The organism is Tessaracoccus lapidicaptus (genome assembly GCF_001693815.1).
GTDB classification, from domain to species: Bacteria; Actinomycetota; Actinomycetes; order Propionibacteriales; family Propionibacteriaceae; genus Arachnia; species Arachnia lapidicapta.
In genome coordinates this window covers 85,545-100,825 of record NZ_MBQD01000022.1, presented here as the reverse complement: position 1 = coordinate 100,825, position 15,281 = coordinate 85,545, and the positions used below count along the sequence as shown (strand labels likewise).

The window sequence follows — 15,281 nt, the reverse complement described above, 5'->3', positions numbered from 1 at the left end:
ATCAGCGCTCGGCGATCGGCACGTAGTCGCGCTTGGTCTCGCCGACGTAGATCTGCCGCGGGCGGCCGATCTTGCGCGTCGGGTCCGCGTGCTGCTCGCGCCACTGCGCGATCCAGCCGGGCAGACGGCCCAGTGCGAACAGCGCGGTGAAGTGCTGTGCCGGGAAGCCCATCGCCTCGTAGATCAGGCCGGTGTAGAAGTCGACGTTCGGGTACAGCTTGCGCTCGATGAAGTACTCGTCGTTGAGCGCCGTCTCCTCCAGCTCCAGCGCCATCTCGAGCAGGCGGTTGCTCCGGCCCGAGTTGCGCAGCAGCTCGTCGGCGTGGCCCTTGATGATCTTCGCGCGCGGGTCGTAGTTCTTGTAGACCCGGTGTCCGAAGCCCATGAGCTTGACGCCCGACTTCTTGTCCTTGACCAGCGACACGAACTCCTTGATATCCAGGCCCTCGTCGTGGATCCTCGCCAGCATCTCGAGCACGGCCTGGTTGGCGCCGCCGTGCAGCGGGCCCGACAGCGCGTTGACGCCGGAGCTGATGGACGCGTAGATGTTCGCGTCCGCGGATCCGACCAGCCGCACCGTCGACGTGGAGGCGTTCTGCTCGTGGTCCGCGTGCAGGATGAACAGGGTCTCGAACGCGCGCACGATCGCGGGATCGATCTCGTACTCCTCCTGCGGGGTCCCGAAGGACAGGCGCAGGTAGTTCTCGACGTAGCCCAGCTTGGTCTGCGGGTACAGGAACGGCTCCCCGACCGAGCTCTTGTACGCGTACGCAGCGAGCGTCGGCATCGAGCCGAGCAGACGCAGCGACGCCTCCTCCACCTGCGCGGAGTCGTGCACGGACAAGGTGTCGCGGTTGAAGGAGCCGAGCGCCATGACGCCGGCGGCCAGCACCTGCATGGGGTGCGCCCCGCGCGGGAAGCACCGGTACAGCTCGCGCATGCGCTCGTCGAGCATCATGCGGCGCGAGATCTTCAGCCGGAACTCGTCCAGCTGCTCCTGCGTCGGAAGCTCCCCGTAGATGAGCAGATAGGCGACCTCGATGAAGGTCGCCTTCTCGGCCAGCTGCTCGATCGGGTACCCGCGGTACTGCAGGATGCCCTGGTCACCGTCGATGAACGTGATCGCCGAGGTGCACGATGCGGTGTTCACGAAGCCGGGGTCCAGCGTCGTGGCGCCGGTCTTGGCCAGCACCTTGCTGATGTCGAATCCGTTGTTGCCCTGCGTGGCCTCCACGATCGGCAGTTCGAGCTCGAGATCCCCGTACTTGAGGACTCCGCTGTCGGTCATGCGATTGCCTTTCTTTGGTCCCGGCGACCATCGTGGGCGCCGTCGTGTCTACAAAAACTGGCGTGCGCCCCCACCATACAACCCTGGAGGGAACCTCTGATTGAAGTCCACTCCGGTTGTGGGGAGCGCACAAAGCAGCCCCTCGGCCACCGGGGGCGGGTGGGCGAGGGGCTGCTGGTCTGGTGGGGGTTAGATCCCTTCGGATGACTCCGAACGGCGCACCGTTTCGCCGGTGTTCGGATCGTGCACGGTCCGGGTCTCGGTGGTCCGGCTGCGGTTCTGCGCCATGAGCGCCCAGATGAGGCCGATCAGGCCGGCGGCCATCAGGATGTACCCCACGAGGTCGAGGCTGACATAGGGGATGTCGGCCTCGACGGCGAACGTCAGGATCGCGCCGAGCGCGATGAGGAAGACGGAAGATCCGATACGCATGATTGCCCTCCTTGGGGGGTCAAGGTTCTCGTTTCGGACACTACCCCTGGCGGGCCGGGTTCAAACACGACTCACCAGCCCAATCTGACCATCCCCGTTTAGGGAGATGACTCCCGACGTTCACCGGCACGGCCTACATTGCTCGCGTGAGCACCCTCGAGCCCCCCGCCGTCGACGACGCCGCACCCCGCACCGGCGCGCTGTCCCCCACCCGGGCCCCAGGCCGGAAGGTCTTCAGTTGGGCCCTGTGGGACTGGGGGACGCAGCCGTTCGCGACCGTCATCACCACCTTCGTCTTCTCGGTCTACCTGACCAGCTCCGCCTTCGGGGACAAGGACGAGGTGACGATGAAGCTCGCCTGGGCCACCGGGACCGCCGGCCTGCTCATCGCGCTGCTCGCTCCCGTGCTGGGCCAGGGCGCGGACCGCACCGGCAAGCGCATGTTCCACCTGCGGTGGCAGACGTGGCTGCTGGCCGCGATCTGCGCGGCCATGTACTTCGTCGCCCCGGCCCCCGAGTACTTCCTGCTGGGGGCCGTGCTGCTGGGGGCGGGCAACGTCGTCTCCGAGATCGCCAACGTCAACTACTACGCGGCGCTGGACCAGGTCAGCACGCCGGCCAACGTCGGCCGGGTCAGCGGGCTGGGCTGGGGGCTGGGCTACCTCGGCGGCATCACGATCTTGCTCGTCATCATCGGCGTCCTCGGCTCGGACTTCACGCCCGACGACGTCCGCTTCGCCATGCTCATCTGCGGCGCGTGGACCGTCATGTTCACCGTCCCGATCTTCCTGGCCATCAAGGACCGGCGGCCCGACCACGTGCCGCCGTCGCTGGGCATCGTCGGCTCCTACCGCGAGCTGTTCCGCTCCATCGCCAGGGTCGGGCGCGACAACCCCAACACCCTGTTCTTCCTCATCGCCTCGGCACTGTTCCGCGACGGGCTGGCCGGCGTGTTCACGTTCGGCGGCGTCCTGGCGGCCGGCACCTTCGGCTTCACGTTCGGCGAGGTCGTCATCTTCGGGGTCGTGGCCAACGTCACGGCCGGCGTCGCGACGATGCTGTTCGGCCTGCTCGACGACCGGCTCGGCCCCAAGACCGTCATCCTGGTGTCGCTGGCGATGCTCGTCGGCCTGGGCCTGGGCATCTTCTTCCTCCACGACGGCGGCAAGACCGTGTTCTGGATCTTCGGCCTCGGCATGACGCTGTTCGTCGGCCCGGCGCAGTCCGCCAGCCGGTCGTTCCTGGCCCGCCTGATCCCCGAGGGCATGAGCGGCGAGATGTTCGGGCTCTACGCCACTACGGGGCGCGCGGTGAGCTTCCTGGCTCCGACGATGTTCGGCCTGGCGATCGCGGTCGGTGTCGCGGTGACGGGGTCCGCGGAGGAGTCGGCGCAGTACTGGGGCATCCTCGGCGTGGTGCTCGTCCTGCTGGCGGGGTTCCTCGTCGCCCTCTTCGTCAAGCAGCCGGCCCGCGTGGCGCCGAGCTCGACGGCGCCCGCCCACTGAGCCGCCGCCCGCCCACTGAGCCGCCGCCCGGCCACACAACCGACCGTCCAGACCAGCGCCCCACCTGAGCCACCGCGCGATCCGCCGGCCCTCACCCCGACACGACACGCCGTCGAACTTCGGTCCCGACGCCCTTCAGGGGCGCGACGCATCAGTTCGCCTGCTATTCGTGTCGGTGGTGGTCCCGCGCTGTCATCCGCGCTCGGGGAACTTGCCCTCTTCGCGGATGCGGTCGTTCAGCAGGGCAAGGTACTCGTCGCCGTCGAAGGCGATGGGCACCTCGGCGCCCTTCCAGCTGGACAGGTGGATCGCGTTGGCCAACCGGACCCCGTGCATGCCGTCGGCACCGGGCGCCAGGAGCGGGGTGCCGTCGATGACGTTGAGCGCGAAGTTCTCCAGGACGTCGGCGTGCTGGCTGCCGAACGCGGACTCGAACTCGAGCGTCTCTTGCGAGTACAGGGTGTCGAGGTCGACCTCGCCGGTGAACAGGCGCATCACGTCGGCCATGTCCATGCCCGCGCTGAGCTCCGCCTCGGGCTTCCGCAGGCGGGTCACGACGGCTCGCTTGCTGTCCTCGACGACGATCTTGCCCGCGTCGCCCAGGATCTCCAGCCGGTCGGTGCCCGCGATGTCGTACGTGCAGGTGATGAAGGTGCCGGTCACGCCGTCGCCGTAGTCGACCAGGGCGGTGACCTCGTTCTCGACGACGATGTCGCGGTTGACGCCATAGCCGAGCTTCGACACCACGGTCTTCGGGACTCCGCAGATCCACTGCCACAGGTCGAGCTGGTGGGGGGCCTGGTTGACGAGAACGCCGCCACCCTCGCCGCCCCACGTCGCGCGCCACGCGCTGGAGTCGTAGTAGCCCTGCGGACGCCACCAGGTGGTGATGGTCCAGGTGGAGCGGCGGATGGCGCCGATCTCGCCCGCCTCGACGATCTCCTTGAGGCGACGGCACCTTCTGGTCGAGCAGGACGACCCTACGGCCGCGACCCGTTCGAGTCGCTGGCGATGTCGCGGGCGAACCTCGTCGCGCTCGGCTACGGCCACCTCCTCTGAGCCCGCCGCGCACACCAGCGACACACAAGACGCCCCACCGCCGTACGCGACCAGATCCCTCCCCGGCGCACCGGCACGACGCGCCGTCGAACTGGCCCTCCGAGGCCCTATACGGTCGCGAGGTCCGAGTTGTCCTGCTGTTCATGCTGCGCGACCCACGCCGCCGGCTGGTACACGCACGTCGGATCCGACGCCAGCGGGTCGCCCACCATCGCATGCGCCCGGGCCCGCGATCCCCCGCAGATCCAGTTGAACTCGCACACCCCGCACTTACCGGCGTACGACGACGGGTCACGCAGAGCCTTCATCATCGGAGCCTCGGCGTAGATCTCCCGGAACGACTGCTCCTTCACCGACCCGCAGCGGTACGGGAGGAAGCCCGACGGGTAGACGTCGCCGATGTGGTCGACGAACGCAAACCCGCGCCCGCTGTTGACCCCGATCGGCGGCCGCGGCGGGCGACGCTCAAGGACCTCACCAAGCAGGGCCTCCGTCTCCGCCGTCAGCCACGCGTGCAACTCGCCGCGCACCGGCAGCGGCTCCCCCGCCGCGCGGGCGTCGTCGCGCTGGATCGCGACGCGCCGGTAGTTCGGCGCCTCCGTCACCTTCACCGCGATCCGGTCCGACACGTCGTGCAGCCAGTGCAGCACGTCCTCCATCTCCTCGGGATCCAGCGGCTCCAGGTTTGAGCCGCGGCCCATCGGGACGAGGAACAGGACGTACCACATGCCCGCGCCCATCTCCATGGTCCGCTTCAGCAGGGCCGGGAGCTCGCGCAGGTTGTTGCGGCAGATCGTCGTGTTCACCTGGAACCGGAAGCCATGCTTCACGACGAGCTCGGCCGCGGCCATGGTGTCGGCGAACGTGCCGTCGATGCCGCGGAACGAGTCGTGGGTCTGGGGGGTGGCGCCGTCGAGCGACAGGGAGAACGCCTTGACACCGGCCTCCCGCACCGACGCCAGCCGCTCGTCGGTGAGCAGCGGGGTGACCGACGGCGACAGCGCGATCGGCAGCCCGATCGACGTGCCGTAGGCGATCAGCTCCTCGAGGTCGTCGCGCTCGAACGCGTCGCCCCCCGACAGGATGACGATCGGCTTGGGGGTGCCGTAGGCCGCGAAGTCATCCAGGAGCGCCTTGCCCTGTTCGGTGGTCAGTTGCCGAGGGTCGGCGCGCGTGAAGGCATCGGCGCGGCAGTGCCGACAGGCCAACTGGCAGGCGCGCGTGACCTCCCACACCAGGACGTGCGGGCGCTCGCCGGCGTCGTGGTGGAGGGTGCGCACGACCCCCTTGCGGGCCTCGTGCGGATGGGTCTTGGGGTGCGGCGTCACCCGGACATACTACGAAACGTCGTTTCGGCATCCGCCCCAGCCCCGGCCTAGTCGACACTGTTTCGAGGCACCCGACGATCGTTATCATTTTGCAACCATCTGCACCCCCCGATTCGGTTGACAGCGCTATCACCCGGGGACAGACTCAGGCCAACGGAGAGACAACGCCGTCCTGATCGTCGAGAACTCATTGCCCGAGGTCAGGTCACGCGCGCATCGCGCTTCGCCTCGCACACCCGATGCGACCCCTCGGGCGGTCGACAGCCGTCCGTCACCTCTTTACCGTTCTCAGGAGGAACGAATGAAGATGAAGCAGTTCATGACCGCGGCTGCGGGCATGGTTCTGGCCTTCGCCCTCACCGCATGCGGTGGCGGCGGCGCAGGCAGCACCACCGAGCCCACCTCCGGGTCGACCGACTCCGCCAGCGCCAGCGCGCCCGCGGGCGGCGAGGCAGGGGGCGCCGTCGGCGTGTCGATGCCGACCCAGACCTCTGAGCGGTGGATCGCCGACGGCGAGGCCGTCAAGTCGCAGCTCGAGGAGGCCGGCTTCACCGTCGACCTGCAGTTCGCCAACGACGACATCCCGACCCAGTCGCAGCAGATCGACCAGATGATCACGCAGGGCGTCAAGGTCCTCATCATCGCCGCGATCGACGGCACCGCACTGGCCCCGCAGCTCGAGAACGCCGCGGCCCAGGGCATCAAGATCATCTCCTACGACCGCCTGATCCGCGACAGCGAGAACGTCGACTTCTACGTCTCGTTCGACAACTTCAAGGTCGGCGTCGCCCAGGGCCAGTCCCTCATCGACGGCCTCAAGGAGCGCGGCGAGGGCCCGTTCAACATCGAACTCTTCGCCGGCTCGCTCGACGACAACAACGCCCACTTCTTCTTCAAGGGCGCCATGAGCGTCATCCAGCCTGAGATCGACAACGGCACCATGACCGTCGTGTCCGGCCAGACCGACATCGAGCAGGCCGCCACGCTGCGTTGGCAGCAGGAGACCGCGCAGAAGCGCATGGAGGACCTCCTCACCGCGAACTACCAGGACAAGAAGATCGACGGCGTGCTGTCGGCCTACGACGGCCTGTCGCGCGGCATCATCACCGCCCTGCAGAACAACGGCTACTCCGGCACCGTCGACGACGGCTTCCCGGTCGTGACCGGCCAGGACGCCGAGATCGCCTCCGTCAAGCTGATCCAGGACGGCGTGCAGTACTCGACGATCTTCAAGGACACCCGACTGCTCGCCGAGCAGGCTGTCATCGCCGCGCAGGCGCTGCTGGCCGGCGAGGAGCCCGAGGCGAACAACACCACCGACTACGACAACGGTGTGAAGGTCGTCCCGTCCTACCTGCTCGACGTCGTGACCGTCACGCAGGACAACATCACCGAAGCGCTCGTCGACACCGGCTACTGGACCCAGGAGCAGATCGACGCAGGCGTTGCCTGATCCAGGCACCCACGATGGCCCGGCTCCTCAGGGGCCGGGCCATCGTCGCCAAGTCACATTTCCGAAAGGCGACGCATGAGCGACAACCAGACCATCCTCGAGATGCGCAACATCACCAAGACGTTTCCCGGCGTCAAGGCGCTCTCGGACGTGACTCTTGAGGTCAAGCGGGGCGAGATCCACGCCATCTGTGGCGAGAACGGCGCGGGCAAGTCGACCCTCATGAAGGTGCTGTCCGGGGTCTACCCGCACGGGACCTACGAGGGCGACATCGTCTTCGAGGGCAAGGAGTGCACGTTCTCATCGATCAACGACTCGGAGCATGCCGGGATCGTCATCATCCACCAGGAGCTCGCCCTGGTTCCCCTGCTGTCGATCGCGGAGAACATCTTCCTCGGCAACGAACAGGTGGAGAAGGGCCGGATCAACTGGCACAAGACCAACGCGGAGGCCGCGAAGCTCCTGGCCCGCGTGGGGCTGGACGAGAACCCGATCACGCCGATCAACCAGATCGGCGTCGGCAAGCAGCAACTCGTGGAGATCGCCAAGGCGCTCTCGAAGCGCGTGAAGCTGCTCATCCTGGACGAGCCGACCGCCGCCCTCAACGACACGGACTCGGCCCACCTGCTGGACCTGCTGCGTCATCTGAAGGAGCAGGGCATCACGTCGATCATGATCTCGCACAAGCTGAACGAGATCACCGCCATCGCCGACGCCACGACGGTGATCCGCGACGGCATGACGATCGAGACCATCGACCGCGGCCCCGAGATGACGCAGGAGCGGATCATCAAGGGCATGGTCGGCCGCGAGCTGGACAACCTCTTCCCGGAGCACACGCCGAACATCGGCGAGGAGATCATGCGGGTCGAGGACTGGACGGTCCTGCACCCCACCGTCGCCGGCCGCAAGGTGTCCGACAGCGCGTCCTTCGACGTCCGCGCGGGTGAGATCGTCGGCATCGCCGGCCTGATGGGCGCCGGCCGCACCGAACTGGCGATGAGCCTCTTCGGTGGGGCTTACGGCCGCAAGGTCAGCGGGCGGCTGTTCCTGCACGGCAAGGAGGTACACCTGCATTCGGTGGCCGACGCCATCGACGCCGGTCTCGCGTACGCCACGGAGGACCGCAAGCGGTACGGGCTGAACCTGATCGACGACATCCGCCGCAACATCTCGGCGGCCTCGCTGGACAAGATCGCCAGCAACGGCGTCGTCAACTCGAACGAGGAGATCAAGAACGCGGAGCGGTACCGCAAGGAGATGCGGATCAAGACCCCGACGGTGATGAACGTCGTCGGCCAGCTCTCCGGCGGCAACCAGCAGAAGGTCGTCTTGTCCAAGTGGATGATGACCGCCCCCGAGGTGCTGATCCTCGACGAGCCGACGCGCGGTATCGACGTCGGCGCCAAGTACGAGATCTACACCATCATCAATGCGCTCGCCGACGCCGGTAAAGCCGTCGTCGTGATCTCGTCGGAGCTGCCCGAGCTGCTCGGCATCTGCGACCGCATCTTCACTCTGGCCTTCGGCCGGATCACCGGCCAGCTCCCCCGTGGAGAGGCGACCCAGGAGAGCCTCATGAAGCTCATGACCAAAGAAAGGGAGGCCGCGTGATGGCCACCGTCAAGGACCTTTTCTCCAAGAACCTACGCCAGAGTGGCATCGTCATCGCGTTCGTGGCGATCGTCCTGCTGTTCACGGTGTTGACGGGCGGGACGCTGCTGAACCCGACCAACGTCAGCAACCTGATCCTGCAGTACTCCTACATCCTCATCCTGGCCATCGGCATGCTCTTCGTCATCGTCGTGGGGCACATCGACCTGTCGGTGGGTTCCGTGGTGGCGTTGGTGGGCGCGGTGTCGGCCACGCTGATCATCAAACAAGGCATGCCTTGGTACGTCGGCGTGATCGCCGGCCTGCTGGTCGGCCTGGCGATCGGCGCCTGGCACGGCTTCTGGGTGGCCTACGTCGGCATCCCGGGCTTCATCGTGACGCTGTCGGGCATGCTCCTGTTCCGCGGCATGACGTTCCTCGTCCTCGGTTCGGTGTCGCTGTCGCCCATGACGTCGGAGTACCAGCAGATCGCCAACGGCTTCCTCAACGGATTGTTGGGCGGCTATGGATATGACCTGTTCACATTGTTGATCGGCGTCTTCGCGGTGGCCGGTTTCGCCTGGACGCAGTGGCGCAGCCGCCGGGCGCGCATCCGCTACGAGCAGGAGGTCGAGGGGCTCGCGCTGTTCGTCGCCAAGCTCGCCGCGGTCGCCGTCGTCGTGATGTTCTTCGCGTGGAAGCTGGCCACGGCCCGTGGCTTCCCGATCGTGCTGATCGTCCTCGCGGTGCTGATCATCACCTACTCCTTCCTGGCGAAGAACAGCATCTACGGCCGTCACGTGTACGCGATCGGCGGCAACATCAACGCGGCCATGCTGTCGGGTGTCAAGGTCAAGCGGACCATCTTCTGGGTCTACGTGCACATGGGCCTCCTCACCGGCATCGCCGGCGTGGTGTTCTCGTCGCGCACCAACGGCGCCCAGCCGGCCGCGGGCAACATGTTCGAGCTCGACGCGATCGCGGCGTGCTTCATCGGCGGCGCTGCCGTCACCGGTGGCGTCGGCACCGTGATCGGCGCCATGATCGGCGGCCTGGTCATGGCCGTGATGAGCAACGGTATGCAGCTGATGGGCGTGCAGACGTCCATCCAGCAGATCGTCAAGGGTCTGGTGCTGCTGCTGGCGGTTGCGTTCGACATCTGGAACAAGCGTCGGGCGGCGGCCGCCAAGGCCTGATAGCACGACGTCGTCGCGGCGCCCGTGGGCTTCGGCCCCGGGCGCCGTGTCGCGTCCACGGCGTGTTGCCGGTCGCGCCCCCGCGCGGCGTTTGACAACACATGGTGCGCATGACAGGATTTAGTTCAAGTGAGAGACAAAGTTGTCCTGCCCAGTCGATGGAGTAGTTGCCAGTGGCGCCTCTTGCTTCCTGGGGGCGGCGTGTGGCCGTTCCGGACCCAGATCATCCCGAGGAGGATGTATGAAGATGCGGAAGCTCCTGGCTCTGACCGCGAGCGCGGCCATGGCCTTCACCCTGAGCGCGTGCGCCGGTGGCGGCGCGGGCAGCACCCCTGACCCTGACAGCACGGGTGCGGCCGCGACCTCCAGCGCCGTTGGCGAGGCGGGCGCGGGCGGCACCGTCGGCGTCGCGATGCCGACGAAGACCCTGGAGCGGTGGATCGCCGACGGCGACGCGGTCAAGTCGCAGCTCGAGGAGGCCGGCTTCACCGTCGACCTGCAGTTCGCCAACGACGACATCCCCACCCAGTCCCAGCAGATCGACCAGATGATCACCCAGGGCGCCGACGTCCTGATCATCGCCGCCATCGATGGCACCGCACTGGCCCCGCAGCTGCAGGTGGCAGCCGACCAGGGCATCAAGGTCATCGCGTACGACCGCCTGATCCGCGACAGCGAGAACGTCGACTTCTACGTCTCGTTCGACAACTTCAAGGTCGGCGTCGCCCAGGGCCAGTCCCTCATCGACGGCCTCAAGGAGCGCGGCGACGGCCCGTTCAACATCGAGCTGTTCGCCGGCTCGCTCGACGACAACAACGCCCACTTCTTCTTCGACGGGGCCATGAGCGTCCTACAGCCCGAGATCGACAACGGCACCCTCACCGTCGTCTCCGGCCAGACCAGCATCGACCAGGCCGCGACGCTCGGGTGGCAGCAGGAGAAGGCCCAGAAGCGCATGGAGGACCTCCTGACGGCCCACTACCAGGACAAGAAGGTCGACGGCGTGCTGTCGGCCAACGACGGCCTGGCCCGCGGCATCATCACCGCCCTGCAGAACAACGGCTACTCCGGCACCGTCGAGGACGGCTTCCCCGTCGTCACCGGGCAGGACGCCGAGATCGCGTCCACCAAGCTGATCCAGGACGGCGTGCAGTACTCGACGATCTTCAAGGACACCCGACTGCTCGCCGAGCAGGCCGTGGCGGCCGCCCAGGACCTGCTGGCGGGCGAGGAGCCCGAGGCGAACAACACCACCGATTACGACAACGGTGTGAAGGTCGTCCCGTCCTACCTGCTCGACGTCGTGACCGTCACGCAGGACAACATCACCGAAGCGCTGGTCGACACCGGCTACCTCACGCAGGAGGAGATCGACGCGGGCGTCGCCTGACCCAGACTCCCACGATGGCTCGGCTCCCCAGGGGGGGCCGGGCCATCGGCGTCTAGGCGGTCACCAGCACGGGCGCCTTGTCGACGGCGACCAGCACGCGCTCCCCCAACCCGAGTCCGTGCGTGTCCCGGGAATGGACGAACGCCTGCAACTCGGTGTCGTCGTGCAGCGTCACGTAGACGCGGGCATGGTCGCCCAGGAAGGAGACCTGCCGCACGGTGCCCTCGAAGCCCCGCTCGTCGGCCGCGTGCACGGCGGGCGTCACCGACAACCGCTCCGGCCGCACCAGCGCGACCCCCGCGCCCTCCGTCGGCGATCCCGGCAGCACGGGCAGCCACTCCCCCAGCACCCGCACGTGCCCGGCGCTCACCCTCCCGTGGATGCGGTTGGTGGAGCCGATGAACTGCGCCACGAACTCGTTGACCGGCCGCTCGTACAGGTCCCGCGGCGCGGAGATCTGCTCGAGTCGTCCGGCGCGCATCACGCCCACCCGATCCGCCATCGCGAGCGCCTCGCCCTGGTCGTGGGTGACGAACAGCGTCGTGGTGCCCAGCTCCAGCTGGATGCGCCGGATTTCGTCGCGCAGTTGCACCCGGACCTGGGCGTCGAGCGCCGACAGCGGTTCGTCCAGCAGCAGGACCTCGGGGTTGGACGCCAGCGCGCGGGCGAGTGCGACCCGCTGCTGCTGGCCACCGGACAACTCCGTCGGGAAGCGGTCGTGGTGGCTGCCCAGCCCGACGAGGTCGAGGTGGTGGTCGATGATGCCGCGCCGCCGGGCGCGATCCACCCGTCGCAGGGACAGCGCGAAGTCGATGTTGCCCGCCGCGGTGAGGTGCGGGAACAGGGAGTAGCTCTGGAAGACCATGGCCATCGAGCGCTTGTTCGGCGGCACGTGCGTGATGTCGCGGCCGCCCACCAGCACCTGCCCCGAGTCAGCCTCCTCCAAGCCGGAGAGGACGCGCAGCGCCGTCGTCTTGCCGCAGCCGGAGGGGCCCAGGAGGGCGACCAGCTCGCCAGGCGCGATGTCTAGGTCGAGGTCGTCGAGCGCGACGACGCTGCCGAACGAGCGCCGGAGGGCCCGCAGCTCGACGGCCACGGCGCCGGGGGTGGGTGTCATGAGTCTCTCCTGCGTGGTCGGCGGTGGGCACGGTTGGTGATGTAGCTCAGCCCCACGAGCAGCGCAATCCCGAACAGCAGCGTGAGCAGCGACACCGCCGCCGCGACCTGCGGCGCCGCCTGGTTGACCAGCATGACGCCGGTCTGGAGGTTCTCGCGCGCGAGCATCCGCGCGATCGTGAACTCGCCGAGCACGACAGCGATCGAGATGAAGGCGGCGGAGGCGACGGCGCCGCGCAGGTTGGGCAGCAGCACCCGGGCGACGACGGTGGGCCAGGAGGCGCCGAGGGAGCGGGCCGCCGCGACCAGCGTGCGGACGTCGATGGCGGAGAGGCCGGCGTCGAGGGCGCGGTAGGCGAAGGGCAGGACCAACACCACGTACGCGAAGCTGAGCCAGACGGCGTGCGTGTCCAGCAGGCGGGTCGCGATGAACCGGTACACCGGCACCAGCCCCACCACGAGCACGATGGCGGGCAGCGTCAGCGGCAGCAGGCACAGGAACTCGACGACCCGGTTCAGCCGCGGCAGCCGCAACCGCACCCACACCATCGTCGGCAACAGCAGCGCGAACATGAGGCTCAGCGTGAGAACGGCGATGAGCAGCGAGTTGACCAGGCCCGTGTAAAGCGGCTGGAGGCGGGCCCCGTCGCCGGCCCCGAACAGCCGTGTCCAGGCGTCGACGGAGTAGGCCCCCGTGAGCGGGAACCGGATCGAGAACTCGAACAGCGCGTACAGCGGATACGCGAGGAACACCCCCACCACGCCCAGCACCGCGATCCGCAGCGCGCGCTGGCGGCGCCGGCGGGTGACGGCCCGGCTCACCGGGTCCACCGACCCGCGCGACGCTGCAGCGCGGCGTACCCGGCCATCACCAGCCCGACCACGACGATCATGCCCGCGGCGAGCGCCTGGGCGTAGGCGTCCATGCCGGTGTCGTTCTCGTTGCGGATGGCGCCCTCGATGGCCATGGGCACGATGATCGTCCGCTGCGAGATCAGCGCGGCCGCGGTGGCGTAGGCGGAGAACGCGTTGGCGAACAGCAGGAGGAAGCTGCCGAGGAAGCTCGGCAGCAGGATGGGTCCCGCGACCCGGCTCCAGAAGGTCCACGTCGATCCGCCGAGGTTCTCGGTGGCGTCACGCCATTCCTGACGCAGCCCGTCGACGGCGGGCAGGAACACGATGATCATGAGCGGCACCTGGAAGTAGCAGTACACGAGGATGAGCCCCGGCACGGAGGTCAGCAGGTCGCCCGGCACCGCGACACCGAACGCGCCGGCCAGCAGCCGGGTGAGGTGGCCGTTCTTGCCCAGCACCGAGATGAACGCGAAGGCGAGCATCACGCCGCCGAACTGCGCGAGGACCGACGACACGGCCGTGTAGATCCGGCGCAGCGGAGACGTGAGCGGCACCGTCGACAGGGCGTAGGCGGCCACGCCCCCGACGACGGCACCCGCGATCGCCGAGGCGGCGCTCACCAACGCGGTGGTAAGGAAGATCTGGGCGGTGGCGGGCGTGACCAGCCGCGCGACCCCGTCGAGCGTGAACCCGCCGTCGCGGCTCCGGAACGCCCCCACCACCACGATGAGCGTCGGGAGCAGCAGGAACACGGCGAGGTACCCGAAGAAGGGAAGCGTGACCGCGGCGTCGCGGGCGGTCCGCGCGACGCGTCTCGTGGGCGTGGCCACGCCCGCCACCACTGTCGACATCAGCTGATCGTGGCGTCCCAGTTGGCCTGCAGGAACGCGGTGGCCGCCTCGGCCTGCTCGGCGGTGGGGGCGAGCAGTTCCTCGACGGCGGGCGCCGCGGCCTTGGCCTCGTCGGAGAACTCGTCGGCGAACACCTGGTTCAGCACCGGCACGGCGCCGCCCTCGGCCCAGAGGTTCTGCGCCTCCGCCGAGAACAGGTACTCCTGCCACAGGCGGGCGGCCGCCGGGTGGGGGGCGTCGTTGTTGACGGCCTGCTTGTAGTACGAGCCCAGCGCGATGCCCTCGGGCAGGAACGTCGCCCACTCGACGCCCTGTTCGGCGAGGCGGTCGGCGACGGGAACCATGTTGTAGGACCAGTCGAAGACGACGCCGTGCTCCCCGGATTCGATGGTGCCGGGGGTGACGTCGGTGAGGTTGAGCGAGCCCGCGTCGTTGAGCTCGGCGAAGAAGTCGAGGCCGGGCTGCAGGTCGTCGAACGATCCGCCGTTGGCGAGCGCGCCCAGGAGGAACCCGTTGAACGCGGCGCCGGCTTCGGCGGGCTTGCCGTTGAGGGCCACCGACCCGGCGAACTGCGGATCGGTCAGCTGGTCGAGCGAGGTGATCTCGCCGTACTTGGTCTTGTTGTAGCCGACCACCATGACGCCGGTGTAGTCGGAGACCCACAGGCCCTCGGGGTCCTTCTGGTCCTCGGGGATGTCGGCGAAGCGCTCCACCTGGTAGGGCGCGAAGTAGTCGGTCGACTCCAGCGCCACGTTGGTGCCGAGGTCGAACACGTCGGGCGCCTTGTCGGTGCCCTTGTTGGCGTCGGCGGCGGCGATCTCCTCCTTCGAGGAGGCGTCCGGGGACTGCTCGTTGACCTCGATGCCGTACTTGGCCTTGAAGCCCTCGATGACGGCGCCGTAGTTGGCCCAGTCGTGCGGCAGCGCGATGACGTTGAGCTGGCCCTCGGCCTGCGCGGCGGCGATCAGCCCTTCCATCCCGCCGAAGTCGGCGGCGGACGTCGCGGTCGCGGCGTCGACGCCGGCCGACCCCGTCGAGGCCGGATCGGAGGTCTCGGCGGCGGGGGCGGCACCACCGCAGGCGGTGAGCGCCAGGGACACTGCGGCCAGGCCCGCGAGGGCGGCCGTGCGGATTCCACTCATGGATGGTTCCTTCTGTTCGGGGGCCGGGTTGGCCCGTCCGCCGCACGCTAGGGCGCGCCGGAGAACAGTCGCT

At 68.2% G+C, this 15,281-nt stretch carries 13 protein-coding genes; 5 read left to right on the top strand and 8 right to left on the bottom strand.

Features of this window, described 5'->3' with window-relative positions; translation table 11 throughout:
* Position 1: 1 nt before the first annotated feature.
* Both BCR15_RS08940 and BCR15_RS08935 read right to left on the bottom strand, forming a co-directional pair.
* The gene (locus BCR15_RS08940) at positions 2 to 1,288 is read right to left on the bottom strand and encodes a citrate synthase (protein WP_068751855.1); all 1,287 of its coding nucleotides are present in this window, start codon (positions 1,286 to 1,288) and stop codon (positions 2 to 4) included.
* 189 nt (positions 1,289 to 1,477) lie between these two features.
* Entirely contained in the window at positions 1,478 to 1,720 is a 243-nt protein-coding gene (locus BCR15_RS08935; RefSeq protein WP_068751854.1) for a DUF6458 family protein, read from the bottom strand.
* 146 nt (positions 1,721 to 1,866) lie between these two features.
* On the opposite strand from BCR15_RS08935, the gene BCR15_RS08930 reads away from it, so the two are divergent.
* Positions 1,867 to 3,225 carry an MFS transporter gene (locus BCR15_RS08930; protein ID WP_078919952.1) on the top strand — a complete coding sequence of 453 codons (1,359 nt, stop codon included), beginning with the start codon at positions 1,867 to 1,869 and terminating at the stop codon, positions 3,223 to 3,225.
* A 192-nt stretch (positions 3,226 to 3,417) separates the two neighbouring features.
* Here the strand turns inward: BCR15_RS08930 and BCR15_RS08925 are convergent, their stop codons facing one another.
* Together BCR15_RS08925 and BCR15_RS08920 are read right to left on the bottom strand one after the other, a co-directional pair.
* Complete coding sequence (locus BCR15_RS08925) at positions 3,418 to 4,275, bottom strand: Gfo/Idh/MocA family protein (RefSeq protein WP_228383360.1); 858 nt, start codon at positions 4,273 to 4,275, stop codon at positions 3,418 to 3,420.
* A 116-nt stretch (positions 4,276 to 4,391) separates the two neighbouring features.
* On the bottom strand, positions 4,392 to 5,612 hold the full coding sequence (locus tag BCR15_RS08920; RefSeq protein ID WP_068751853.1) for a TIGR04053 family radical SAM/SPASM domain-containing protein: 1,221 nt from the start codon (positions 5,610 to 5,612) through the stop codon (positions 4,392 to 4,394).
* A 301-nt stretch (positions 5,613 to 5,913) separates the two neighbouring features.
* Here BCR15_RS08920 and chvE (BCR15_RS08915) point away from each other — a divergent pair, with 301 nt between their 5' ends.
* The 4 genes from chvE (BCR15_RS08915) to chvE (BCR15_RS08900) all read left to right on the top strand — a co-directional run bounded on the left by chvE (BCR15_RS08915) (position 5,914) and on the right by chvE (BCR15_RS08900) (position 11,244).
* On the top strand, positions 5,914 to 7,065 hold the full coding sequence (gene chvE, locus BCR15_RS08915) for a multiple monosaccharide ABC transporter substrate-binding protein (protein WP_068751852.1): 1,152 nt from the start codon (positions 5,914 to 5,916) through the stop codon (positions 7,063 to 7,065).
* A 75-nt stretch (positions 7,066 to 7,140) separates the two neighbouring features.
* Complete coding sequence (gene mmsA / locus BCR15_RS08910) at positions 7,141 to 8,679, top strand: multiple monosaccharide ABC transporter ATP-binding protein (protein WP_068751851.1); 1,539 nt, start codon at positions 7,141 to 7,143, stop codon at positions 8,677 to 8,679.
* Positions 8,679 to 9,854, top strand: coding sequence for a multiple monosaccharide ABC transporter permease (gene mmsB / locus BCR15_RS08905; RefSeq protein WP_068751850.1), 1,176 nt, complete (start codon positions 8,679 to 8,681; stop codon positions 9,852 to 9,854). Before mmsA ends, mmsB begins: the two co-directional genes overlap by 1 nt.
* Positions 9,855 to 10,095: 241 nt before the next feature.
* On the top strand, positions 10,096 to 11,244 hold the full coding sequence (gene chvE / locus BCR15_RS08900) for a multiple monosaccharide ABC transporter substrate-binding protein (protein WP_256094523.1): 1,149 nt from the start codon (positions 10,096 to 10,098) through the stop codon (positions 11,242 to 11,244).
* A gap of 52 nt (positions 11,245 to 11,296) precedes the next feature.
* On the opposite strand, the gene BCR15_RS08895 is transcribed toward chvE (BCR15_RS08900), so the two are convergent.
* The 4 genes from BCR15_RS08895 to BCR15_RS08880 are packed head-to-tail and all read right to left on the bottom strand — an operon-like array spanning position 11,297 to position 15,208.
* The gene (locus BCR15_RS08895; protein WP_068751849.1) at positions 11,297 to 12,361 is read right to left on the bottom strand and encodes an ABC transporter ATP-binding protein; all 1,065 of its coding nucleotides are present in this window, start codon (positions 12,359 to 12,361) and stop codon (positions 11,297 to 11,299) included.
* Positions 12,358 to 13,182 (bottom strand): ABC transporter permease, encoded by an 825-nt coding sequence (locus BCR15_RS08890; protein ID WP_068752011.1) that lies wholly within the window; start codon positions 13,180 to 13,182, stop codon positions 12,358 to 12,360. The genes BCR15_RS08895 and BCR15_RS08890 overlap by 4 nt, the downstream gene beginning before the upstream one ends.
* On the bottom strand, positions 13,179 to 14,066 hold the full coding sequence (locus tag BCR15_RS08885; protein WP_068751848.1) for an ABC transporter permease: 888 nt from the start codon (positions 14,064 to 14,066) through the stop codon (positions 13,179 to 13,181). Before BCR15_RS08885 ends, BCR15_RS08890 begins: the two co-directional genes overlap by 4 nt.
* Positions 14,066 to 15,208, bottom strand: a complete 1,143-nt coding sequence (locus tag BCR15_RS08880) for an ABC transporter substrate-binding protein (protein ID WP_068751847.1) — start codon at positions 15,206 to 15,208, stop codon at positions 14,066 to 14,068. Before BCR15_RS08880 ends, BCR15_RS08885 begins: the two co-directional genes overlap by 1 nt.
* Positions 15,209 to 15,281 lie beyond the last annotated feature (73 nt).

Bases quoted from the DNA above. Each gene is read 5' to 3' on its own strand.
- BCR15_RS08885 (WP_068751848.1), bottom strand. From the start codon at position 14,066: ATGTCGACAGTGGTGGCGGGCGTGGCCACGCCCACGAGACGCGTCGCG.
- chvE (WP_256094523.1), top strand. From the start codon at position 10,096: ATGAAGATGCGGAAGCTCCTGGCTCTGACCGCGAGCGCGGCCATGGCC.
- BCR15_RS08880 (WP_068751847.1), bottom strand. From the start codon at position 15,208: ATGAGTGGAATCCGCACGGCCGCCCTCGCGGGCCTGGCCGCAGTGTCC.
- BCR15_RS08935 (WP_068751854.1), bottom strand. From the start codon at position 1,720: ATGCGTATCGGATCTTCCGTCTTCCTCATCGCGCTCGGCGCGATCCTG.
- BCR15_RS08940 (WP_068751855.1), bottom strand. From the start codon at position 1,288: ATGACCGACAGCGGAGTCCTCAAGTACGGGGATCTCGAGCTCGAACTG.
- BCR15_RS08895 (WP_068751849.1), bottom strand. From the start codon at position 12,361: ATGACACCCACCCCCGGCGCCGTGGCCGTCGAGCTGCGGGCCCTCCGG.
- chvE (WP_068751852.1), top strand. From the start codon at position 5,914: ATGAAGATGAAGCAGTTCATGACCGCGGCTGCGGGCATGGTTCTGGCC.
- mmsA (WP_068751851.1), top strand. From the start codon at position 7,141: ATGAGCGACAACCAGACCATCCTCGAGATGCGCAACATCACCAAGACG.
- mmsB (WP_068751850.1), top strand. From the start codon at position 8,679: ATGGCCACCGTCAAGGACCTTTTCTCCAAGAACCTACGCCAGAGTGGC.